Raw genomic sequence first — 23,007 nt, forward strand, 5'->3', positions numbered from 1 at the left:
TCTGGGTGGTGCAACGGTGCGGCGGTACGGGTTCGGCGGAGCTGGCTCACGGGTGGAGCGGTCCTGCACGGAGACGGGGTGCGCCACGGCTGGCAGACGTGGTGCGGGGCGACGGTGCTGTGTCGGTCGCGCAGCCGGCTCCCCAGGGGTCAGACCGGCTGGGGCTCCCCCTGGCAGCGGGAGCCGGCCTCGCGGTCGGGCCCGAGCGGATCGGCCACCTCACCGCTGTCGTCGAGCCGGCCCTGCGCCTCACGCACGGCCCGTGGGGGCAACGGCGGGTGCAGGTCGGCGACGGCAGCGAGAGCGGCCAACACGTCGTCCGGTCGTACGGTCGGCGTCAGCTGCCGTACCACCACGTGCAGTATGGCACAACCTGCCCCCTCCGACGCCGAGGCGGAGACGACGGCAGCCCGGGCGTCGATGTCCCGCGGGCCGTTCTTGGTGCGCTTGGAGACCGTCACCACCTCGGCGGCGAGCAGGGCCTCGGTCGCCGCGGCGAGCTCGGCGACGTCCACCCCGGCCAGGTCGATCCGCCAGACGGTGGCGTCCAGCCGGTCCGCCAGACCCCCGGTGCCCTCGGCCGCCTCGACGCACTCAAGCACGTCGATGCCCGTGGGCAGCGAGGCGTCCAGGGCCACCCGGACCGCCTCCGGGTCGCACCGGACGGCGAGCCCGATCTCGACGTACTCGGCCTCCGAGGCGGCCCCGGTGGGGGCCGCGCCCATGTAGCTGATCTTGGGGTGCGGGCTGAAGCCGGCGGAGAACGCCATCGGCACCTGGGCCCGGCGCAGCGCCCGTTCCAGGGCACGCGCCAGGTCCCGGTGCGAGGCGAACCGCAGCGGACCGCGCTTGGTGTAGCGCAGCCGCAGCTTCTGGACCGTCGGCGGGGGCGGCGGACCGTCGGGGGTGCGCGCCATCAGTGCGTGTGGACCGGGTCCGCGGCGTTCGCCTCGACACCCACGTCGACCTGGGCGGTGACCTGGGGACGCGGGCCGGCCCCGATGGGCGTGAGCGGGATGAGCGAACGACCGGTGGGCCCGATCTGGATGTCGGTGCCCATGGTCGGGCAGACCCCGCAGTCGTAGCAGGGGGTCCACCGGCAGTCGGCGACCTCGTCCTCGTTGAGGGCGTCCTGCCAGTCGTCCCAGAGCCACTCCTTGTCCAGGCCCGACTCCAGGTGGTCCCACGGCAGCACCTCGTGCTCACCGCGCTCCCGGGTCGTGTACCAGGCCAGGTCGAGCCCGAAGGGGGCCAGCTCCTCGGCCGCGGCGGTGGCCCAACGGTCGTAGGAGAAGTGCTCGCTCCAACCGTCGAAGTGCCCGCCGTCGCGCCAGACCCGCTCGATGACCCGGCCGACCCGGCGGTCGCCGCGGGACAGCAGTCCCTCGATGACCCCGGGCTTGCCGTCGTGGTAGCGCAGACCGATGGAGCGACCGATCCGCCGGTCGGCGTTGATCGCGTCGCGCAGCACCTTGAGCCGGTGGTCGATCGTCTCGGCCGAGGCCTGGGCGGCCCACTGGAACGGGGTGTGCGGCTTGGGCACGAACCCGCCGATGGACACCGTGCAGCGGATGTCCTTGTTGCCCGCGGCCTCGCGGCCGGCCCGGATCACCTCGACCGCCAGCTCGGCGATCTCCAGCACGTCCTCGTCGGTCTCGGTGGGCAGACCGCACATGAAGTACAGCTTCACCTGGCGCCAGCCGTTGGCGTAGGCCGTGGTGACCGTGCGGACCAGGTCCTCCTTGGACACGGTCTTGTTGATCACCCGGCGGATGCGCTCGCTGCCGCCCTCGGGGGCGAAGGTGAGCCCGGAGCGCCGTCCGTTGCGGGAGAGCTCGTTGGCCAGCGTCACGTTGAACGCGTCGACCCGGGTGCTCGGCAGCGACAGGCCGGTGTTGGTGCCCTCGTACCGGTCGGCGAGCTCCTTGGCCAGCTGCCCGATCTCGGAGTGGTCGGCGCTGCTGAGGGAGAGCAGGCCCACCTCCTCGTAGCCGGTGGCCTTGAGACCGGCGTCGACCATCGAGCCGATGCCGGTGATGGTCCGCTCGCGCACCGGGCGGGTGATCATCCCGGCCTGGCAGAAGCGGCAGCCGCGGGTGCAGCCGCGGAAGATCTCCACGCTCATCCGCTCGTGCACGCTCTCGGCCAGCGGGACCAGCGGCTGCTTGGGGTAGGGCCACTCGTCGAGGTCCATCACGGTGCGCTTGGCGACCCGGGTGGGGACGTCGTCCCGGGTGGGCGTGAAGGCGGCGATGGTGCCGTCGGGTGAGTAGGTGACCGCGTAGAACTGCGGCACGTACACGCCCTCGACGCGGGAGAGGCGGGCCAGCAGCTCGGTGCGACCGCCCGGCTTCCCCTCGGCCTGCCAGGCGCTGTGCACGTCGGTCATGTCCCCGACGACCTGCTCGCCGTCACCCAGCACGGCGCAGTCGACGAAGTCGCTGACCGGCTCGGGGTTAAAGGCGGCGTGCCCGCCGGCGACGACGACCGGGTGGCGCTCGTCGCGGTCGACCGCGTGCAGCGGGATCCCGGCGAGGTCCAGGGCGTCGAGCAGGTTGGTGTAGCCCAGCTCGGTGGCGAAGCTGACCCCGAGGAAGTCGAAGTCGTGCACCGGGCGGTGGTTCTCCAGGGTGAACTGGCCGACCCCGGCCTCCCGCATCAGCCCGGCGAGGTCCGGCCACACGGCGTACGTGCGCTCGGCCAGGGCGTCGGCGCGCTCGTTGAGCACCTCGTACAGGATCATCAGACCCTGGTTGGGCAGGCCGACCTCGTAGGCATCGGGGTACATGAGCGCCCAGTGGACGGCGACGTCGTCCCACGGCTTGGTCTGGGCGTTGAGCTCACCACCGACGTACTGGATCGGCTTCTGCACCTGGGCGAGAAGCGGCTCGAGACGGGGGTACAGGCTCTCGACAGTCATAGCGCGTCCGAGAGTAGTTGAAGGACCCCGTCCCCCCCGCCCCTCGCAAGCTCAGGACGGGCCCCTGGACGGGGCCGGAAACAGGGGCGACTACAGGGCGGGGAAGAACAGGCCGATCTCTCGGGTGGCGGACTCGGGCGAGTCCGAGCCGTGCACGATGTTGTTCTGGACCTCGAGGGCCAGGTCGCCGCGGATGGTGCCGGGGGCGGCCTTGACCGGGTCGGTGGCGCCGGCGAGCGCCCGGAAGGCCTCGATGGCGCGGGGGCCCTCGACGACCAGGGCGAGCAGCGGGCCGCCGGTGATGAACTCGACGAGCGAGCCGAAGAACGGCCGCTCGCTGTGCTCGGCGTAGTGCTGCTCGGCGACCTCGCGGGGCAGGGTGCGGAGCTCGGCGGCGACCAGGCGCAGGCCCTTGGCCTCCAGGCGGCTGACGACCTCGCCGACCAGGCCGCGGGCGACGCCGTCGGGCTTGACGAGGACGAGGGAACGTTCGGTGGTGGGTTCGGACACGCCCGAGAGGCTACGGGCCCTCGACGACCGGCGACTCCGGCACGGGTCCGAAGCGGGTGCCGACCAGGTCCTTGCGGATCTGGAGCAGGTAGATCCACACCAGCACGAAGACCCCGCCGACGAACCACATGGCGCTGGAGAAGAGCCCGGTCGCCAGCAGCGGGACCTGCAGCACGGTGCCGATGAGCAGGCCTTGGGGACGACGCTGCACCCCGCTGGCCAGGATCAGCACGATCGACAGCACGACCAGCGCGGCGAGCACTCCCCCGCCCAGCCCCTCGGTCGGTGCCAGCGCCCGCGGCACGAAGAGCACGGCGATGCCCTCGAGCAGCACCGTCGCGGCAGCAGCACCGGACAGCGCCTTGGCCGCCCGGGCCGGGTCGGCCGCCTGCGGGGTGCTCACTTCTTCTTCCCGCCCATCATCCGACGCGCCTCGCCGGCGGTGATGACGCTGCCGGTGACCAGCACCCCGGACCCGCCCAGGGCGTGGTCGGCGCCGGCCTCGGCCAGCTCGATCGCCGACTCCAGGGCGTCGAACAGCTGCGGGTGCACGCTGACCCGGTCGGCGCCGAACACGTCGACGGCGATCGCGCCCAGCTCGTCGGCCGGGATCGCCCGGGGCGAGCTGTTCTGGGTGACCACCAGCTCGGCGCACAGCGGCTCGAGCTCGGTGAGCATCGCCGCGACGTCCTTGCCCTGGACACAGCCCACCACGCCGATCAGCCGGGTGAAGTCGAAGGACTCCCGTACCGCCTCCACGGTGGCGGCCATGCCGGCCGGGTTGTGCGCGGCGTCCACCAGCACCGACGGCGAGGTGCGCACCCGCTCCAACCGCCCCGGGGAGCGGACGGCGGCGAACGCGGCGCGCACGACCTCGGGGTCGACCGGGCCGCTGGCCGAACCGGCGCCCAGGAACGCCTCGACCGCGGCCAGGGCGACCGCGGCGTTCTGCGCCTGGTGCGCACCGAACAGCGGCAGGTACACCTCGGGGTACTCCCCGCCGAGGCCCTGGACGCGGATCTGCTGGCCGCCCACGGCGACCCGGCGCTCGAGCACGCCGAACTCGGTGCCCTCCCGGGCCACGGTGGCGTCCACCTCGACGGCCCGGCGGACCAGCGCCTCCAGGGCCCCGGCGGGCTGGTGGGCGAGCACCGCGACGACGTCGGGACCCGGGACGCCCTCCTCGGTCGGCGGCGCGGGCTTGATGATCCCGGCCTTCTCGGTCGCGATCGAGGCCACGTCGGGCCCGAGGTACTCGGCGTGGTCCATCGAGACCGGGGTGACGACGGCGACCCGGGCGTCGACGACGTTCGTGGCGTCCCAGGTGCCGCCCATGCCGACCTCGACGACGGCGACGTCGACCGGGGTCTCGGCGAAGGCGGCGTAGGCCATCGCCACCATCACCTCGAAGAAGGACAGTGGCACCTCGCTGCCGGCGTCGACCATCTGCACGTAGGGCGCGATGTCGTCGTGCACCTCGACGAAGCGCTCCTCGCTGATCGGGCGGCCGTCGATGACGATCCGCTCGCGGACGGTCTCCAGGTGCGGGCTGGTGAACCGGCCGACCCGCAGGCCGAAGCCGCGCAGCAGCTCGTCGACCATCCGGGCGGTGGTGGTCTTGCCGTTGGTGCCCGTCACCTGGACGACGGGGAAGGCCCGGTGCGGGGAGCCGAGCAGGTCGAGCAGGGCCGAGATGCGGGTGAGGCTGGGCTCCAGCCGGGTCTCCGGCCAACGGGCCAGGAGGGCGGCCTCGACCCGGGCCAGCTCTCGGGCGGTCCCGGCGGACCTGGGCTGGGACGGGGAGGTGGTCATCCTGCCCAGGATGCCAGTCGCGGGGCTTCCTAGGATGAGGGCATGTCCACAGACGTCACCGCCCCGGGCACCGTGCCCGACAAGCCCACCCTCGACGGCCTGGAGGCCAAGTGGGTGGCCGCCTGGGCCGAGGACGACGTCTACGGCTTCGACCGGGCCGCCGCCCTGGCCGCCCCCCGCGCGCAGACGTTCGCCATCGACACCCCGCCGCCGACCGCGAGCGGGTCCCTGCACGTCGGGCACGTGTTCAGCTACACGCACACCGACATCGTGGCGCGCTACCACCGGATGACCGGCAAGCACGTCTTCTACCCGATGGGCTGGGACGACAACGGCCTGCCCACCGAGCGCCGGGTGCAGAACTACTACGGCGTGCGCTGCGACCCCTCGCTCCCCTACGACGAGTCCTTCCAGCCCCCCGAGAAGCCGGGCAAGGACCAGCTGCCGATCAGCCGGCGCAACTTCGTGGAGCTGTGCGAGCGGCTCACCGCCGTCGACGAGGACTCCTTCGAGGAGCTGTGGCGCCAGGTCGGGCTCTCCGTCGACTGGTCGAACGTCTACCGGACCATCTCCGAGACCTCCCGGGCCACCGCGCAGCGGGCGTTCCTGCACAACCTGGCGCGCGGGGAGGCCTACGCCCAGGAGGCGCCGACCCTCTGGGACGTCACCTTCCGCACCGCCGTCGCCCAGGCCGAGCTGGAGGACCGGGAGCGCCCCGGCGCCTACCACCGGATCGCCTTCGCGGGCCCGACCGGCCCGGTGCACATCGAGACCACCCGCCCCGAGCTGCTCCCGGCCTGCGTGGCGCTGGTCGCGCACCCGGACGACGAGCGCTACCAGCCGCTGTTCGGCCAGACCGTGACCACGCCGGTGTTCGGCGTCGAGGTCCCGGTGGTCGCGCACCGCCTGGCCGAGCCGGGCAAGGGCTCGGGCATCGCGATGATCTGCACCTTCGGCGACCTCAACGACGTCACCTGGTGGCGTGAGCTGCAGCTGCCCACCCGCCCGGTGGTCGGCTGGGACGGCCGGCTGGTGCCCGACGCCCCCAGCGGCGTCCCCGCTGCGCCGTACGCCGAGCTCGCCGGCAAGACCGTGTTCAGCGCGCAGGCCCGGATGGTCGAGCTGCTGCGCGAGTCCGGGGACCTGGACGGCGAGCCCCGCCCGATCACCCACCCGGTGAAGTTCTTCGAGAAGGGCGAGCGCCCGCTGGAGATCGTCACCACCCGCCAGTGGTACATCCGCAACGGCGGACGGGACGCCGACCTGCGCGCCGCGCTCGTCGCCCGCGGCAAGGAGATCCAGTGGGTCCCCGAGCACATGCGGCACCGCTACGAGAACTGGGTCGAGGGCCTCAACGGCGACTGGCTGGTCAGCCGGCAGCGCTTCTTCGGCGTCCCGTTCCCGGTCTGGTACCGCCTGGACGACGCCGGTGAGCCGGTCTACGACCAGCCGCTGCTGGCTCCCGAGGAGTCGCTCCCGGTCGACCCGTCCTCCGACGTGCCCGAGGGGTTCACCGCCGACCAACGCGGCGTGCCCGGCGGGTTCATGGCCGACCCCGACGTCATGGACACCTGGGCGACCTCCTCGCTGTCGCCCCAGGTCGCCTCGGGCTGGGACACCGACCCGGAGCTCTTCGCGCACGTCTTCCCGATGGACTTGCGGCCCCAGGCGCACGACATCATCCGCACCTGGCTGTTCTCCACCGTCGTTCGTGCGCATTACGAGCAGGGCCAGGTGCCCTGGACGCACGCGGCGATCTCCGGCTTCGTGGTCGACCCCGACCGCAAGAAGATGAGCAAGTCCAAGGGCAACGCGACGACCCCGATCGACGTGCTGCAGAAGTACGGCACGGACGCCGTCCGCTGGCGCGCCGCCGGGGCCCGCCCGGGTGCGGACTCCCCCTTCGACGAGGTGCAGATGAAGGTCGGCCGCCGGCTGGCCATCAAGCTGCTCAACGTGGGCAAGTTCGTGCTGGGCAGCCTGGGCGCCACCGCCGACCTGGTGGGCGCCCCGGTCACCGAGCCGGTCGACGCCGCGCTGCTGGCCCGGCTGCGCGGGGTCGTCGCCGAGGCCACCGCCGCGATGGACGCCTACAACTACACCCGGGCCCTCGAGGTCACCGAGACCTTCTTCTGGCAGTTCTGCGACGACCACGTCGAGTTGGTCAAGACCCGGGCCTACGGCGAGGACGGCGGCCCGGCCGAGGGCGCGGCGTCGGCCAAGGCGGGTCTGGCGACGGCGTTGTCGGTGCTGAACCGGCTGCTCGCCCCGGTGCTGCCCTTCGCCACCGAGGAGGTCTGGTCCTGGTGGCAGACCGGCTCGGTGCACCGCGCCCCGTGGCCGACCACCGACGAGCTCGCCGGTGACGGCGACCCGGAGCTGGTGACCGTCGCCGCCGAGGCGCTGGCCGCGGTCCGCAAGGCCAAGAGCGAGGCCAAGGTGTCCATGCGCGCCCCGGTGCAGACCGCGGTCGTGCACGCTCCCCCGGCCCAGGTCGCCCTGGTCGAGGCCGTCCGCCGCGACCTGGTGGCGGCCGGCATCATCGCCGAGCTCACCGTGTCGGCCGGCGACGGCCCGATGACCGTCGAGGTCGTCCTCGCCCCGACCGAGTAGCCGAGCCGCACAGACTCACGCGGTCCAGGGACGCTGTCGCGCTGCAGGGCGCCAGCATCCCTGGACGGTGTGAGTCTGTGCCTGGAGAACGCGAGAGGCCCAGGACCGGGTGGTCCTGGGCCTCTCGCGTGCGGTGGCGCCTGGGTCAGGCGGACTTCTCGCGGCGCTCGCGGACGGGCTTGCGCGGGACGATGGTCGGGGCGACCCGGTCCATCACGACCTCGCGGGTGATGACGACGGTGGCGACGTCCTCGCGGCCGGGGATGTCGTACATGACCGACTGGAGGACCTCCTCCATGATCGCCCGGAGACCGCGGGCGCCGGTGCCCCGCAGGATGGCCTGGTCGGCGATCGACTCCAGCGCGTCCTCGGTGAACTCGAGCTCGACGCCGTCGAGGTCGAAGAGGCGGCGGTACTGGCGCACCAGGGCGTTCTTCGGCTCGGTGAGGATGTTGATCAGCGCTTCGCGGTCGAGCTTCTGCACGCTGGTGATCACCGGCAGACGGCCGATGAACTCGGGGATCATGCCGAACTTCAGCAGGTCCTCGGGCATGACCTCGGCCAGGGCGTTGGCCTCCTCGACCTCGGCCTTGCCGCGCACCTCGGCACCGAAGCCGATGCCCTGCTTGCCGATCCGCTGCTCGATGACCTTGTCCAGGCCGGCGAAGGCGCCACCCACGATGAACAGCACGTTCGTGGTGTCGATCTGGATGAACTCCTGGTGCGGGTGCTTGCGCCCGCCCTGCGGCGGCACCGAGGCCGTCGTGCCCTCGAGGATCTTCAGCAGCGCCTGCTGCACGCCCTCGCCGGACACGTCCCGGGTGATCGAGGGGTTCTCGCTCTTGCGGGCGATCTTGTCGACCTCGTCGATGTAGATGATCCCGGTCTCGGCGCGCTTGACGTCGTAGTCGGCGGCCTGGATCAGCTTGAGGAGGATGTTCTCGACGTCCTCACCGACGTAGCCGGCCTCGGTGAGCGCCGTGGCGTCGGCGATCGCGAAGGGCACGTTGAGCATCCGGGCGAGGGTCTGCGCCAGGTGGGTCTTGCCGCACCCGGTGGGCCCCATGAGCAGGATGTTGGACTTGGCCAGCTCCACGCCCTCGTCGCGGGAGCCGCGCTCACCGCCGGACTGGATGCGCTTGTAGTGGTTGTAGACGGCGACCGCGAGCGTGCGCTTGGCCTTGTCCTGGCCGATCACGTACTGCTCGAGGAAGTCGTGGATCTCCTTGGGCTTGGGGAGCTCGTCGAACTTGAGGTCCGAGGACTCGCTGAGCTCCTCCTCGATGATCTCGTTGCACAGCTCGATGCACTCGTCGCAGATGTAGACCCCGGGGCCAGCGATGAGCTTCTTGACCTGCTTCTGGCTCTTCCCGCAGAACGAGCACTTGAGCAGGTCGCCGCTCTCACCGATACGTGCCACCTGGCTGACCTCCGAGTCACTGCGGGCCTGCGGGGAGGCAGGGCCCTCGTTCGTTGTGTCGATGACCGCCCGCCGGGCAGCGGGCCTCTGGCGGGAGCCGGCGAAGGCCGGGGATCGGGCGTTCGTCCGACCGTACCGGCCACCACCGACGTTCTCGGGCAGTGACGCACCCGGGGGTCCGGCGGTCGGGGACGTGCTCCGGCGGTGCGGCCGGCAGGGCCCCGAGGGGCCCCGCCGGCCGCGCCGCCGGGTGGGGCGTCAGGCGGGGAGGGCGTTGAGCTTGCGGCTCTGGATGACCTCGTCGACGATCCCGTACTCCTTGGCCTCCTGGGCCGTGAGGATCTTGTCGCGGTCGATGTCCTTGCGGACCTGCTCCTGGGAGCGGCCGGTGTGCCGGGACAGGATCTGCTCCATCTGGGTGCGGACCCGCTCGATCTCCGCGGCGTGGATCTCCAGGTCGGTGACCTGGCCGCCGGCCTCGCCCGAGGGCTGGTGGATGAGCACCCGCGAGTAGGGCAGCGCCAGCCGCTTGCCCTTGGTCCCGGCGGCCAGCAGGACGGCGGCGGCCGAGGCGGCCTGGCCCATGCAGACGGTCTGGATGTCGGGGCGGACGAACATCATCGTGTCGTAGATGGCCATCAGCGCGGTGAACGAGCCACCGGGGCTGTTGATGTACATCGTGATGTCACGGTCGGGGTCGTTGGACTCCAGCGTGATCAGCTGGGCCATGACGTCGTTGGCGCTGGCGTCGTCGACCTGCACCCCGAGGAAGATGATGCGCTCCTCGAAGAGCTTGTTGTAGGGGTTGGACTCCTTCATCCCGTAGCTGGTGCGCTCGGTGAAGGAGGGCAGGATGTACCGGCTCTGCGGCATCTCGAAGCTCATGTCAGGTCCTCCGACCGTCAGTTCTCGGTGACCGGGTTGTCGGTCTCGGTCGTGGCAGAGGCCTTGGTGACCACGTGGTCGACGAAGCCGTACTCCAGCGCCTCGGCCGCGGTGAACCAGCGGTCGCGGTCGGAGTCCTCGGCGATGCGCTCGACGGTCTGCCCGGTGTGCTGGGCCTGGAGCTCGTTGAGCTCCTTCTTCGTGCGGCGGAACAGGTCGGCCTGGATCGCGATGTCCGACGCCGTGCCCCCGACACCGGCCGAGGGCTGGTGCATCATGATCCGCGCGTGCGGCAGGGCGTAGCGCTTGCCCGCGGTGCCGGCGGTGAGCAGGAACTGCCCCATCGAGGCCGCGAGGCCCATCCCGTAGGTGGCGACGTCGCAGTCGATGAACTGCATCGTGTCGTAGATCGCCATGCCCGCGGTGACCGAGCCGCCGGGGCTGTTGATGTACAGGTGGATGTCGCGCTTGGGGTCCTCGGCGGACAGCAGCAGCATCTGGGCGGCCAGCTGGTTGGCGATCTGGTCGTCGACCTGGCTGCCCAGGAAGATGATGCGCTCGCGCAGGAGGCGCTCGTAGACCGAGTCGCCGAGGTTCATCATGGTCCCGGAGCCGCGCATCACGGGCGCGGACGGGTGTGCGGTGTTCACGTGTGCGGTGACCTCCGTGGGACTGGCGTGCTGGCGGTCTGGGTTCGGGTGGAGCGGTGGTGCTGGTCGTCCGCCGGGGATGGCCCGGACGCCGGCCGGAGCCGGACCCGGGTGCCTTCTCGGTGTCACGTCGACCCTAACGCGGAGGTCCGACGGCCCACTCCCGTGACGGCCGGTGTTCGCCGAGGGCGCAGCGACCTCACCCCTCCCCCACCGACGACGACGCCCGCCCCTCCGCGGTGCGGGGGGACGGGCGTCGGTGCGTGCGGGTGGGTCAGGCCTCGGGATCAGGCCTCCGCGTCGTCCTCGGCGGCAGCGGCCGCCTTCTTCTTCGGCGCGGCCTTCTTCTTCGCCTTCGGGGTCTCCTCGACCGGAGCCTCGTCGACCGGGGCCTCGTCGACGGCGGGGGCCTCGGCCTCGGCCGGGGTCTCCTCCACGGACTCGGCGGCGTCCTCGTCCTCGGCGGACTCGGCGGCCCGGACCGTCTTCGGGGCCAGGGCCTCGAGGTCGACGGCGTTGCCCGAGGCGTCGGTGATCGTGGTCTGCTCGAGCAGCTGGGCCAGCGCCTTGGTGCGGCGCACGTCGGCGACGAAGTCGGCGATGTTGTTGCCCTGCTGGAGCTGCTGGGCGTACTGCTCGGGGCTGACCCGGTTGCGCTGAGCCTGGGCCATGATCTGCGCCGACAGGTCGTCGTTGTCGACGGTGACCTCACGGGCGTCGGCGATCGCATCCAGCACGAACTGGGTGCGGACGGCGTTCTCCACGTTGGACTTCATGTCGGCGTCGTAGGCCTCGCGGCTGTCGACCCCGGCGGCGGAGAAGTAGGCGTCCCAGTCCATGCCGGCCTGGGCGAGCTCCTGCTCCATGGCACGGGTGCGCCACTCGAGCTCGCGCTCGACGAGCTTCTCCGGGACGGGGACCTCGATGGTCTCCAGCAGCTGCTCGACCAGCTTGTCGCGGGCCTGGCTGCCCTGCTGCAGGACCTTCACCCGGGAGAGCCGGGTGCGGACGTCGCCGCGCAGCTCCTCGAGGGTGTCGAACTCACTCGCCGTGGAGGCGAACTCGTCGTCGAGCTCGGGGAGCTCCTTGGTCTTGACCGAGCGCACGGTCACGGTGACCTCGGCGGCCTCGCCGGCGTTGTCACCGGACAGCAGCGGGGAGGTGAAGGTGGCCGACTCATCGGCGGACAGCCCGCGCACGGCCTCGTCGAGGCCGTCCATCAGGGTGCCGGTGCCGACCTCGTAGGACATGCCGCTGGTGCTGCCGTCCTCGAGCTCCGCGCCGTCGAGCGTGGCGACGAGGTCGATGGAGACGAAGTCGCCGTCCTCGGCGGCGCGCTCGACGCCGGTGAGCATCGCGAAGCGCTCCCGCATGGTGGAGACCTGGGTGTCGATCTCCTCGTCGGTGACCTCGACGTCGTCGACGGTCACCGCCAGGGAGTCCAGCTCCGGCAGCTCGAGCTGCGGGGCGACGTCGACCTCGGCGGTGAAGGCCAGGGTGTCGCCGTCGTCGATGCGGGTGACCTCGACGTCGGGCTGGCTCAGCGGCCGGACCTGGTTCTCCCGGACGACCTCGGAGTAGACCTCCGGGACGGCGTGCTGGACGACCTGCTCCAGGACGACGGGACGGCCGACCCGCTGGTCGAGGATGCGGTTGGGGACCTTGCCCGGCCGGAAGCCGGGGACCTTGACCTGCCGGCCGAGCTCCTTGTAGACCTCGCCGAAGGCGTGGTCCAGGTCGCCCCACGGCACCTCGATCGCGAGCCGGACCCGGGTCGGGCCCAGGTTCTCGATGGTGCTCTTCACAGCGCAGCGCTCCTCGGTGTGCAGACGTCAGGTGGTGGTCGGCGTGGCCGGCCCGTCGCAGGACGACGGGGCGGGACACGCCGGGATGCCCCCGAGTCTCGCAGAGACCCGGTGACGGTGTCGGGGTGACAGGATTTGAACCTGCGGCCCCCTGCTCCCAAAGCAGGTGCGCTACCAAGCTGCGCCACACCCCGTGGCCGGGGCGAGTCTAGGCGCCTCGGGCTACCGGTACTGTGGCCGGGCAGCAGGACGCACGACACCTCGCGGGTGTAGCTCAATGGTAGAGCCCCAGCCTTCCAAGCTGGCCATGCCGGTTCGATCCCGGTCACCCGCTCCACCACCGGCGCCTGCCCACGCGCACACCCGCCCGAAGCCCGCCGTCCCCGGCCGCCCGCGCAGGTCCACGTGCTCGCCCCAGCGCACCCGGCACCGACCACCGGTGGGCCCGGCCCGGTCGGGCGTGCCCGATGGGGGGCATCGACAGGTCCCGACCCGCTCCGCGCGATGCCGGGCCCCGCGGTGACGAGAGCACAGGACGGCAGCACCACCGCCGCCCGGTGTGGTCGATCCCCAGGAGTCCCCGTGAACGTCCCTCTCGCGCGCACCCCCGACGGTCCGGCCCCGGTCCTGCTCGTCGGCGACGAGGCCACTGTCCTGGACTGCCTGCGTCGTCCGCTGCCGCCGCGCTTCCGGGTGCTGACCGCCGTGGGCGGCGCCCGGGCCCTCGAGGTGCTCGGGTCCGAACCGGTGGCCGCAGTGGTCTCGGAGCTGGGGATGCCCGAGATGGACGGGGCGACCCTGCTGTCCCGGGTGCACGCCCTCCACCCCGACGTCGTCCGGGTCGTGTTGACCGGCCGGTCAGACGCGCGGACCGCCGTGGCCGCGGTCAACGAGGCCCGCGTGCACCGCTTCCTCACCAGGCCCTGCCCGGTGCCGGTGCTCGCAGCGGAGCTCGACGGCGCCCTCGCGCAGCACCGCGCCCTGGTCGCCGAGCGGGAGGCCCGGGCCTCGCTCCTGGGCCGGGTGGTCGAGGCCCTGGCCGAGACCTTGTCGGTCGCGCAGCCCGCTGCGTCCGGCCGGGCGCTCCGGGTCGCCCGCACCGTGGCCGAGCTGGCCGCCGTCCTGCAGGTGGAGACGTGGGAGCTGGAGGCGACGGCACTGCTGTCCCAGCTGGGCGCCGTGGGCGTCCCCGCGAGCGTGCTCGCCAAGCTGGACGCCGGGCGCCCCCTGACCGAGGACGAGTCGGCCGCCGTCGGCCGGGTCCCGGCGATCAGCCGCGACCTGGTGGGCCGGATCCCCGGGCTGGACGGCATCGGGCTGGCCATCGGCTGGCACCTGGCCCGCTACGACGGCGGCGGGTCCGCCCCCGGGGTCCCGCGGGGGGAGGACCTCCCGCTCCCGGCGCGGGTCCTCCGGCTGGCCGTGGACTTCGACGCGGGGATGGCACAGCGACCGTCGGTGCAGGCGACCATCGACGCGCTCCGGACCGACCCCGGCGCCTACGACCCCCGGGTGCTCGCCGCCCTGGTGGCCTGTCACGACGTCCCGGGGAGCGGGGTCCCCTCGCCCGAGGTGGACGTCGCCGACCTCGCCCCGGGCATGGTCGTCGACGACGACGTGCGGACGACGGACGGCGTCCTGCTGGTCAGCCGGGGTACCCGGGTCACCGACACGCTGGTCCGGCGGATCGCGGACTTCGCGGAGCGGGACCGGGTGGGACGCCGGATCCGCGTGCAGCCCGGCTGACCGGCCCGGTCACCGGCGCCCGGCCCGCGACCTCCAGCCGGCCCGCGTGCGCTCGACCGTGCGGTGCCGCACCCAGTCCGCCAGGTCCTCGGGCGGCATCGGCCGGGCGATGTGGTGGCCCTGGGCGAGAGCGCACCCCAGCGCCGTGGTGACGGCCAGCTGGTCGGCGGTCTCCACCCCCTCGGCCAGGGCCCGCATGCCCACGGCCTCCGCCAGCGCGACGACCGCCGCCACGGCTGCGGCCGACCGGCTGCGTCGGTCGGCCGCACCGGCCACCAGGCTGCGGTCGATCTTGAGGATCCCGGCCGGGATGGTGACCAGCTGCCCCAGGGAGGAGAAGCCGCTGCCGAAGTCGTCGATGGCGACCTCCACCCCGGACCTCCGCACCGCGGCGAACTGCGCCGCGGCCCGTTCGGGGTCCTCGGCCACCGCGGTCTCGGTGAGCTCCACGATCAGCCTCTCGGGCGGGAGCCCCGCCGCGGCCAGCGCTGCGGCGACGTCGCCGGCCAGCGACCCGGCGACCAAGGAGGCCGCACTGACGTTCACGCTGACCACGAGCGGCAGGCCCTGCGCGGCCCACCGCGCTGCCTGCCGGGTGGCGGCCGAGAGCACCCAGCGGGTCAGCGGCACGATCAGGTCGCACCCCTCGGCCACGGCGATGAAGTCCGCCGGTGGCAGCAGCCCGCGCTCGGGGTGCTGCCACCGGACCAGGGCCTCGACGCCGTGCACCCGGCCCGAGCGCAGGTGCACGATCGGCTCGTAGTGCAGGACGAGCTGGTCGGCCCCGATGGCCTCCCGCAGCTCGGCGGCCACCTGCACCTTCTGCTGCACCGCGTCCCGCAGGTCGGCGCTGAAGACGCGCACCCGGTTCCGGCCGCCCCGCTTGGCGGCGAACACCGCCAGGTCGGCGTCCCCGACCAGGTCGGCGGCCGGGCCGCTGCCGCTCGCCACCCCGATGCCGACGGTCACCCTCGCCGTCCGGCCGGCGACCTGGAAGGGCTCGTCGAAGAGCGCACGGAACCGTTCGGCGAGGGCGACGCCACCGGCGGGGTCGCAGTCCCGGCACAGGACGACGAACTCGTCACCACCGAGCCGGCCCACGCTGTCCTGTGGCCGGGTGCGTGCAACCAGCCGCCCGGCGATCTGACGCAGGAGGTCGTCCCCCGCGTCGTGACCCAGGCAGTCGTTGACGTCCTTGAAGTCGTCGACGTCCAGGAGGAGGACGGTGACCGGTGGTCGGTCCGGCTGCCGGAGCTCGGCGTCGACCAGGTCCCGGAGCGCGGCCCGGTTGGGCAGGGCGGTGAGGTCGTCGTGGCGGGCCCGCCACGACGACAGGCGCCCGGCCAGCACCCGGTCGGTGACGTCGCCGTGGGTCACCACGAGCCGACCCCGGGCCCCCGCCCGCGAGGCGCGCAGGTGGTACCAGCGGGTGCCGGTCGGGTGCTCCACGGGGTGGTCTCCCGCGACGGACCCACCCGCAGCCCGGGACAGCGTCCGCAGGGCGTCCACCACCGGCCGACCGGAGACCTCCCCGCACACGCGCAGGACCAGGGCGAAGTAGTCGCTCCCGACGCCACCGGCGACCCGGTCCTCGCCGAGCGCCCCGACGGCGTCCTCCCACGCCGGGTTCGTCAGCAGGACGGTGCCGTCGGGGTCCACCAGCACGGTCGGGGCCGGCAGCGCGTCCAGCACCGCGGCCGCGAGGAGCACCGGGTCCTCCGGTGCCGCCGCGTCACCGTCGGGTGCGGGGACGGGGTGGGCGATGTGCACGAGAACTCCCGGCGGTGGTCCGATCGAGCACCCTCGACGAGGGCGACCCAGGTTTCGTGCCGGACCCCTCCCGGATCAAGCGTGCAGATCCGGTGGGTGACAGCGACTCCGTCGATGACGGGGAGATCCGGCCGTCCGATGTCCCCCGGTGGGCCGCCTCCGGTGCCAGGCTGGGGGTCGTCCCCGAGGAGGCCCTCGTGCACCCGTCCGGTGTCACCCACCCGTCCTCCCCCGCCGCCCCCGGAGGACCACCGCAGGCGGTCCTCGACGTCGTGACCGCCTGCCCGCTCCCGTCGCTGCTGCTCGCCATCCCCTCCGAGGAGGTCGTGGCCGCGAGCGGGACGGCCCGGCGACTGCTGTGCCCCGACGGCGGCTCCCCGGTCGGTCGTGGCTTCGAGGAGTTCACCGTCGACGGGCCGACCGGTGCCCTCGAGCTGGTGGTGCAGGGCTCACTGGACGGCTACGAGGCGCGCCGCACCCTCCGCCGCGGCGGACGGGCGGTCCCGCTCACCGTGTGGGTCCGCGGGGTGGGCGGCCCGCAGCGCCGCACCCACGCGCTGGCGAAGCTGCTGGTCGACCCGGCAGCGCTCGGCGGGGCGCTGCCGCGGCCCGAGGGCGCGGGGGCCGCCGCGGTCGTCGGGTCGACCGACGGCCACCTGACCGTGGACCGGGTCAGCACCGACGTCGTCGCCCTCCTGGACCACCCGGCGACCGACGTGGTGGGCCAGTCGCTGTTGCGGCTCGTGGACACCGCCGACGTGGCGCCGCTCCTGGAGGCCCTGGCCCGCAGCACCGGCTCGGGCCTGGGCACGAGCCTCGTCGTGCGGATGCAGCTGTCCGGTTCCCGACCCAGCCGCCGGCGCCTGCTGCTGCTGCCGATGGAGCCCTCCCCCAGCTTCGCCTTCGCGGTGCTCGACGTGGCACCGCGTGACCCGCTGACCTCCGCCCCCGGGATGCGGGAGGCGCTGTGGGGGTTCGACGAGGCCGTGCGGGCGGCGTCGTCGTCGCGTCGGGCCGGCGCCCTCCCGGCGGACCGGGGGCTGGGCGACCTGTCCGGCCGGGAGCTGGAGATCGTCCTCCGGCTGCTCGACGGGGACCGCGTGCCCGCGATCGCCGAGTCGTTGTTCCTGAGCTCCAGCACCGTGCGCAACCACCTCTCCGCGGTGTTCCGCAAGCTGCGCGTCGGCTCTCAGCAGGAGCTCATCCACCTGCTGCGCAGGACGGACGGTGTGTCCATGTCCTCGTGACGGTCCGCCCATGCCGCACCGGGCCGGAGGCGTCGATGCTGGAGCGGTGACCGCCGGACGCACTCCTGGGCACAGCGCGGCCCGGCCGTGGAGCTGAGGCAGCTCGAGCACTTCCTCGCCGTGGTCGAGGAGGGCTCGTTCACCCGCGCCGCCGCCCGGGTCCACCTGGTGCAGTCCAGCCTGTCGGCCTCGGTGCTGTCCCTGGAGCGCGAACTGCGGACCGAGCTGTTCGTCCGCGGGCGTCGCGGGACCGAGCTGACCGCCGCCGGCCACGCGCTGCTCGACCCGGCCCGCACGGTCCTGCGCGGGGTCGGCCGGGCACGGGACGCGGTCGCCGCGGTCGAGGGGCTGCTGCGGGGCTCGGTGCGCGTCGCGACCGTCCCGCTGCCCCGGGAGCTCGACCTGAGCCGGACCATCAGCGGGTTCCGGACGGCGCACCCGGGGGTGGACCTGCACGTGGTGCCCTCCCGAGCCCAGGAGGCGGTGCAGCTCGTCGTCGAGGGCGACGCTGACTTCGCGGTCGCTCCGCTGCCGCCGCAGCCGGGCCGTCCCCTGCGGTTCACCCGGTTGACCTCGACGCCCCTGGTCGGGCTGTGTCCCACCGGCCACCGGCTCTCCGGGGGCGACACCGTCGACCCTCGGGAGCTCGTGGCCGAGCCCCTCGTGGACCTGGCCCCCGGGTGGTGGTCCCGCGTCCTGTTCGACCGCCTGCTCGAGGCGGCAGGACTGCACCGGGAGGTGCGGCTCGAGGTCGCCGACTGGCACTCGGTCCTGACGTTGGTGCAACGCGGGGTGGGGGTGTCCTACGGCCCCGCCGCCTGTGTCGACCGGCAGACCTTCGACCGCATCGACCTCGTCCCGCTGGTCGGTGCCCCGACCTGGGAGCTAGGGGTGGTCACCCGGGACGACGGGCCGCACGGGGCAGCCGGCCGGGCCTTCCTCACCTCCTACCTGTCCCGGTGCCGCCCGCGGCGGGCCACCGTGGGCGCGACGGGCGCTCCCTAGCCGGGCAGCAGTTCCGCCGGCGGGGTCTGCGGCAGCCCGAAGAGCTCGAAGAGCCGGGTGTCCAGGAACGACGTGATGCGGCTGATCTTCCCGTCGTGCACCTCGAGGGCCTGGAACGCGAACGGCTCGAACGCCCCGCCCGGCCCGCTGGGCTTCCACTGCGCGAACGCGGTCGACCCGTTGAGCTCCACCGGCATGAGCACCGAGCCGCGGCAGGCCGAGCCCGGCCCGACCATCCAGGCCACCACGTCCTGCGCCGAGCGCAGCCACATGGTGAACGGCGGCATGTCCTGCACGGCGTCGGCGTGCAGCAGCGCGACGAAGGCCTCCATGTCGTACCGCTGGAAGGCGTCGACGTAGCGCGCCAGCAGCTCGGCCTGCTCGGCGTCCACCTCGCCGGGGCGGGCCTTGCCGTCGTGCCCGGCCAGCGTGGCCCGGGCCCGCTGCAGTGCGCTGTTGACCGCCGGCACCGTGGTGTCGAGCAGGTCGGCGACCTCGTCGGCCTTCCAGCGCAGCACCTCGCGCAGCACCAGGACGGCGCGCTGGCGTGGGGGCAGCACCTGCAGCGCCGCCACGAACGCCAGCCGCACCGAGTCCCGCTGCACCGCGACCTCGGCCGGGTCGGTGCCGAGGGCCACGACCTGGCCGGTCAGCGCCGGCTCGACCCAGGCGCCGTCGGGCAGCGTGCCCGCCAGCGACGCCTCGACCGGAGCCGAGGGCTCGTCGGAGAGGTCGACCGGCAGTGCCCGCCGCTTGCGTCCGTCGAGGACGTCCAGGCAGACGTTGGTGGCGATCCGGTACAGCCACGAGCGCAGGGCGCCGGGTCCCTGCAGCTTCTCCAGCGACCGCCAGGCCCGCACCATCGTGTCCTGGACGGCGTCCTCGGCGTCGAAGGAGGAGCCCAGCATCCGGTAGCAGTACCCGGTCAGCTCGGGGCGGTGGGTGGCCATCCTCGCCTCGAGGTCGGCCCGGTCCTCGGTGGTGGGGCCCAGCAGGTCGGTCACGGCGTCCCTCAGTTCACTGGTAGGTGACGAGCTCCGGCACGGGGAGGACCTGCTCGATCGTCTGCTCGGGGGTGAGCATCGGCTCGTCCTCGTCGTAGAAGTTCTTCCAGCCCCAGTAGAGCGGGCTCGGCGCGTCCTGGTGCAGCACGTTCCAGGTGTCCTGCTTGGCCGGCTGGGAGCCCTGGCCGTCCACGTGCACCATGATCGCCAGCTCGTCGCGGCTGGTGTCCAGCCGTTCGCGGTCGACGATCATCCGCACCTGGAACTGGTGCAGCACCAGCAGCTTCTGCGGCAGCGCGTTGGCCCGGGTCAGGTCGGCCAGCCAGGTGACGACCTGGTTGACCTCGTCGATGCCGACCTGGCCGATCTGGGTCAGGTGCACCTGGTTCGGCTGCAGCCGCCACTCGGGGTCCAGCGCGAGACCGACGTAGGGCAGCTCCAGCAGCGACTGGTACTGCTGGGCCTGGGTGAGGAAGTCGGTGCGGCCGGGCTGCAGGTCGAGCACCACGTAGAGCCCGGCCGCGCCGGCCGCCTCCACGTAGGGCCGCAGGGTCTCCAGGTCGGCCTCGGTGGAGTAGTTGCCGTCCGGGCCCGCCGAGGCCGAGGCCACCGTCACGATGATCTCGAACATCGGGACGACGGTGCGGTCGGGCACCAGGGCGTCGTACTGGGCGGCGGTCTCCTCGGCCCGGGTGATCGACTGCTCCAGCGGCTGCTCGCCGAGCACGCCGAGTGCGCCGCCGTCGGGGTAGCCGTAGAGCGCGACGAAGAAGTGCTCGGGGAACAACAGCTGCCCACCGCCGGGCAGCTGGGTGCCCGAGGCCGCGGTGGCGGTCTTCCAGTCCAGGCCGGCCACGCCGGCGAAGTCGGCACCGAGGACGACGACCGCGTCGGGCTGGGCCTGGGCGAGGGCGTCGACGACCGAGGCCGAGGCCCGCGGGTCGGTCTGGCCCTCGGTGAGGGTGACCGTGGCGCCGGCGGCGCGCGCCGTGGCGACGCCGGCCAGGGACTCGGGGCTGCCGCTGGCGAGCACCACGACGTCCTCCAGCGGCTCGGCGCGCGTCACCTCGGGCAGCTCCCCGCCCTCGGACTCCCCCTCGCCCGCCGCACCGTCTTCCGGCACCAGGGCGACCGGGGCGTCGCCGTCCAGACCGGCGACCGCGGCCACCGCACCGTCGGCGGCCACCTCGTCGGCCTGCCCCAGGTCCACCCCGGTGGCCCCGGCGACCGCGTCGGCGGTGGCCGGCACCGAGACGACGTCGCGCCCCTCGGTGGCGGGCAGCTCGGCGTCGACGGCGAGGACGTCGGTGGCGCCGAGCCGGTCGAGCTCGTCACCCACCGGGTCGTCGGCGCCACCGGTGGTCAGCAGCAGCGGCACGCCCAGGGAGACCGCGGCCGAGGCGCCGAGCAGCTGGCCGGCCTCGTCGTCGGCACCGGCGACGACGACCACCGGGGAGCTGGTGAACAGCGCCCGGCTGGTCGAGACGGCGGAGGCGGCCGGGTCGGTGTCGGCGACCAGGGTGCTGGCCGCGTCGGGGGCCGCCGTGACCGGCTCGACCGGCGCGGCGTCGCCACCTCCCCCACCGGAGGACCCGGTGCAGCCGGACAGGAGCAGGAGCCCGGCGAGGGCGGCGGAGGGGACGGCGGCGGAGCGCATGGACCTTCTTCCAGCGGCAGAGCAGAGACGGGTCGACCCTAGCGGCCACCACCGACACAGCCGGGTCTCCCGAGGTGACCGTCCGGTGACACCGGTGTCGGTCCCGCGCACCGGAAACCGGGTCGCGGCGGGCCGCCCGCGACGGGTACACCTGACCGGTGATCGACCCCGCTGACCTCCGCCCCGCCACCGCCGAGGACTGGCCCCGCTTCGGCCGGGCGATGGACGTCGTCTTCGGCGAGCCGTCCACCGGCCCGTACCTGGACACCCCCACCCCGCTGGCCGAGCTGGACCGCTCGCTGGGCCTGTTCGGTGAGGACGGGCGGGTGCACGCCACCGCCGGGATCTACAGCCTGGAGATGACCGTGCCGGGCGGGGCCGCCGTCCCCACCGCCGGGATCACCTGGATCACCGTCTCCCCGGCCCGTCGCCGGCAGGGCGTGCTGACGGCGCTGATGCGCCGCCAGCTCGACGAGGTGCACGCCGCCGGCCGSGAGCCGCTCGCCGCGCTCTGGGCCGCCGAGGCCGGCATCTACGGCCGCTTCGGCTACGCCCCCGCCGCGCTGAAGGGCGGCTGGAGCGTCGACCCGACCCGGGTGCGGCTGCGCCCGGACGCACCCGCCGGGGAGGGCCGGGTGACGCTGGTCGACGTCGAGGAGTTCCGGCCGGCCGCGGCCGCGCTGTACGAGCGGGTGCGTCGGGAGGTGCCCGGCACGATGGCCCGCGACGACCGCTGGTGGACCCGCACCCTGCGCGACGACGAGGAGCAGCGGCACGGCGCCACCCCCCGCCAGCTGGCGCTGCACACCGAGCCCGACGGCACCGTGACCGGCTACGCCACCCACCGGCTCAAGGCCGCCTGGACCGAGGGCGGGCTGCCCGACACGACCATGACGGTGCAGGAGGTCCGGTCGGCGACCCCGGCCGCCCACACCGCGCTGTGGCGCTTCCTCCTCGGCCACGACCTGGTGCGGCGGCTGACCTACGAGGCCGGGCCGGCCGGCGAGCCCGTCCAGCACCTGCTGGTCGACCCCCGTCCGCTGGCCTCCCGGCCCTTCGACGGGTTGTGGGTGCGGCTGGTGGACGTCGACCGGGCGCTCGCCGCCCGCCGTTACCCCGCGCCGATCGACCTGGTGATCGAGGTGCGCGACCCGTTCTGTCCCTGGAACGAGGGGCGCTGGCGGCTGTCGGGCCACCCGGCCGGTGGGTACTGCGGCCGCACCGACCGCGACCCGGACCTGGTGCTGGGCGTCGAGGAGCTGGGCGCGGCCTACCTGGGCGGCACGTCGCTGGCCGCGCTGCACGCCGCGGGCCGGGTGACCGAGGTCAGCCCGGGGGCGGTCACGCTGGCCTCGACGTCGTTCTCCTGGCCGGTGGCGCCCTGGTGCGTCACGGAGTTCTGAGCGGCTCCACCCGGTAGCGCCAGGTGGCCGGACGCGGGCGGCCGGGCAGGTCGGCCCGACCGGTCGCCCAGCGCAGCGTCGTGGCCGGGTCGGTGTCGGTCGGCGCCTCGGGGAAGAGCCGCGCGAGCGTCGCGGCGGCCAGGTCGGCCGGGACCCCGAACGACCGGTCGGTCGCCTCGGCGACGTCCCCGGTGTGCACCAGGACCTCGGCGCAGGCCATCGCGGCGAAGCCGGCCGGGTCGGGTGAGCCCCAGCCGTGGAAGCCGCGCTCGCCGGGGTCGGCGCCGTCCAGCACCCGGGCGAGCACCTCGCCCCAGCTGGTCAGTCCGGTGATCAACCGGCCGTAGCCGGCCTCCGGGTCGCGTTCGTAGCGGCCGGCGGTGAGGTCCACCCGGCCGACGAGCAGGTCGTGGCCGTACCAGTGCAGGCACTCCCCCACGTGCCAGGCGACACCGGCGACGTCGGTGCCGGACGACGGCACCGGGGCCGACGGGTCCGGCGCCATCGCCAGGAAGGCGGCGGCCTCGTCGACCGCGGTGCGGACGTCGTCCCCGGTCACG

Annotated in this window: 18 protein-coding genes and 2 tRNA genes; 6 read left to right on the plus strand and 14 right to left on the minus strand. The window is 73.6% G+C overall.

Features of this window, described 5'->3' with window-relative positions; all coding sequences use genetic code 11:
• Positions 1 to 149: 149 nt before the first annotated feature.
• The 5 genes from ASG36_RS02685 to ASG36_RS02705 form a co-directional block, all read right to left on the minus strand.
• A complete protein-coding gene (locus ASG36_RS02685; protein ID WP_055759124.1) occupies positions 150 to 917 on the minus strand; it encodes a TIGR03936 family radical SAM-associated protein in 768 nt (255 codons plus the stop codon).
• On the minus strand, positions 917 to 2,920 hold the full coding sequence (locus ASG36_RS02690; protein WP_235494506.1) for a TIGR03960 family B12-binding radical SAM protein: 2,004 nt from the start codon (positions 2,918 to 2,920) through the stop codon (positions 917 to 919). The genes ASG36_RS02685 and ASG36_RS02690 overlap by 1 nt, the downstream gene beginning before the upstream one ends.
• Positions 2,921 to 3,010: 90 nt before the next feature.
• Entirely contained in the window at positions 3,011 to 3,430 is a 420-nt protein-coding gene (ndk, locus tag ASG36_RS02695) for a nucleoside-diphosphate kinase (protein ID WP_055759127.1), read from the minus strand.
• 10 nt (positions 3,431 to 3,440) lie between these two features.
• Complete coding sequence (locus ASG36_RS02700; protein ID WP_055759130.1) at positions 3,441 to 3,833, minus strand: DUF4233 domain-containing protein; 393 nt, start codon at positions 3,831 to 3,833, stop codon at positions 3,441 to 3,443.
• Positions 3,830 to 5,242, minus strand: coding sequence for a folylpolyglutamate synthase/dihydrofolate synthase family protein (locus ASG36_RS02705; RefSeq protein WP_055759133.1), 1,413 nt, complete (start codon positions 5,240 to 5,242; stop codon positions 3,830 to 3,832). The genes ASG36_RS02700 and ASG36_RS02705 overlap by 4 nt, the downstream gene beginning before the upstream one ends.
• 42 nt (positions 5,243 to 5,284) lie before the next feature.
• Between ASG36_RS02705 and valS the strand changes: the two genes are divergently transcribed.
• Positions 5,285 to 7,855 carry a valine--tRNA ligase gene (valS, locus tag ASG36_RS02710; RefSeq protein WP_055759138.1) on the plus strand — a complete coding sequence of 857 codons (2,571 nt, stop codon included), beginning with the start codon at positions 5,285 to 5,287 and terminating at the stop codon, positions 7,853 to 7,855.
• 145 nt (positions 7,856 to 8,000) lie between these two features.
• Here the strand turns inward: valS and clpX are convergent, their stop codons facing one another.
• From clpX to ASG36_RS02735, 5 genes are all read right to left on the minus strand, one after another.
• Complete coding sequence (clpX, locus tag ASG36_RS02715; protein ID WP_055759139.1) at positions 8,001 to 9,275, minus strand: ATP-dependent Clp protease ATP-binding subunit ClpX; 1,275 nt, start codon at positions 9,273 to 9,275, stop codon at positions 8,001 to 8,003.
• Positions 9,276 to 9,533: 258 nt separating this feature from the next.
• Entirely contained in the window at positions 9,534 to 10,160 is a 627-nt protein-coding gene (locus tag ASG36_RS02720) for an ATP-dependent Clp protease proteolytic subunit (protein ID WP_055759143.1), read from the minus strand.
• A 17-nt stretch (positions 10,161 to 10,177) separates the two neighbouring features.
• Positions 10,178 to 10,780, minus strand: coding sequence for an ATP-dependent Clp protease proteolytic subunit (locus ASG36_RS02725; RefSeq protein ID WP_055762254.1), 603 nt, complete (start codon positions 10,778 to 10,780; stop codon positions 10,178 to 10,180).
• Between the two features lie 317 nt (positions 10,781 to 11,097).
• Positions 11,098 to 12,615: a trigger factor gene (gene tig / locus ASG36_RS02730; protein ID WP_082522735.1), complete on the minus strand. Its 1,518-nt coding sequence runs from the start codon at positions 12,613 to 12,615 to the stop codon at positions 11,098 to 11,100.
• A 120-nt stretch (positions 12,616 to 12,735) separates the two neighbouring features.
• Positions 12,736 to 12,809, minus strand: a tRNA-Pro gene (locus ASG36_RS02735).
• A 69-nt stretch (positions 12,810 to 12,878) separates the two neighbouring features.
• On the opposite strand from ASG36_RS02735, the gene ASG36_RS02740 reads away from it, so the two are divergent.
• Both ASG36_RS02740 and ASG36_RS02745 read left to right on the plus strand, forming a co-directional pair.
• Positions 12,879 to 12,952 (plus strand) — tRNA-Gly (locus tag ASG36_RS02740).
• Positions 12,953 to 13,197: 245 nt separating this feature from the next.
• On the plus strand, positions 13,198 to 14,361 hold the full coding sequence (locus ASG36_RS02745) for an HD domain-containing phosphohydrolase (protein ID WP_055759145.1): 1,164 nt from the start codon (positions 13,198 to 13,200) through the stop codon (positions 14,359 to 14,361).
• A gap of 9 nt (positions 14,362 to 14,370) precedes the next feature.
• Here the strand turns inward: ASG36_RS02745 and ASG36_RS02750 are convergent, their stop codons facing one another.
• On the minus strand, positions 14,371 to 16,131 hold the full coding sequence (locus tag ASG36_RS02750; RefSeq protein WP_055759147.1) for a bifunctional diguanylate cyclase/phosphodiesterase: 1,761 nt from the start codon (positions 16,129 to 16,131) through the stop codon (positions 14,371 to 14,373).
• A gap of 197 nt (positions 16,132 to 16,328) precedes the next feature.
• On the opposite strand from ASG36_RS02750, the gene ASG36_RS02755 reads away from it, so the two are divergent.
• Together ASG36_RS02755 and ASG36_RS02760 are read left to right on the plus strand one after the other, a co-directional pair.
• Positions 16,329 to 17,378, plus strand: coding sequence for a helix-turn-helix transcriptional regulator (locus ASG36_RS02755; RefSeq protein WP_157498524.1), 1,050 nt, complete (start codon positions 16,329 to 16,331; stop codon positions 17,376 to 17,378).
• An 87-nt stretch (positions 17,379 to 17,465) separates the two neighbouring features.
• Positions 17,466 to 18,383 carry a LysR family transcriptional regulator gene (locus ASG36_RS02760; protein WP_055759153.1) on the plus strand — a complete coding sequence of 306 codons (918 nt, stop codon included), beginning with the start codon at positions 17,466 to 17,468 and terminating at the stop codon, positions 18,381 to 18,383.
• On the opposite strand, the gene ASG36_RS02765 is transcribed toward ASG36_RS02760, so the two are convergent.
• Both ASG36_RS02765 and ASG36_RS02770 read right to left on the minus strand, forming a co-directional pair.
• A complete protein-coding gene (locus tag ASG36_RS02765; RefSeq protein WP_055759156.1) occupies positions 18,380 to 19,387 on the minus strand; it encodes a sigma-70 family RNA polymerase sigma factor in 1,008 nt (335 codons plus the stop codon). The two genes, ASG36_RS02760 and ASG36_RS02765, sit on opposite strands and share 4 nt — an antisense overlap.
• Positions 19,388 to 19,400: 13 nt before the next feature.
• Positions 19,401 to 21,044 (minus strand): hypothetical protein, encoded by a 1,644-nt coding sequence (locus ASG36_RS02770; RefSeq protein WP_055759159.1) that lies wholly within the window; start codon positions 21,042 to 21,044, stop codon positions 19,401 to 19,403.
• A gap of 158 nt (positions 21,045 to 21,202) precedes the next feature.
• Here ASG36_RS02770 and ASG36_RS02775 point away from each other — a divergent pair, with 158 nt between their 5' ends.
• Positions 21,203 to 22,447, plus strand: coding sequence for a GNAT family N-acetyltransferase (locus tag ASG36_RS02775; protein ID WP_055759161.1), 1,245 nt, complete (start codon positions 21,203 to 21,205; stop codon positions 22,445 to 22,447).
• Here ASG36_RS02775 and ASG36_RS02780 read toward each other — a convergent pair.
• Complete coding sequence (locus ASG36_RS02780) at positions 22,434 to 23,006, minus strand: hypothetical protein (protein ID WP_055759164.1); 573 nt, start codon at positions 23,004 to 23,006, stop codon at positions 22,434 to 22,436. The two genes, ASG36_RS02775 and ASG36_RS02780, sit on opposite strands and share 14 nt — an antisense overlap.
• Position 23,007: the final 1 nt, after the last annotated feature.

Origin of the sequence: Geodermatophilus sp. Leaf369 (assembly GCF_001424455.1) — a bacterium.
GTDB lineage: Bacteria > Actinomycetota > Actinomycetes > Mycobacteriales > Geodermatophilaceae > Klenkia.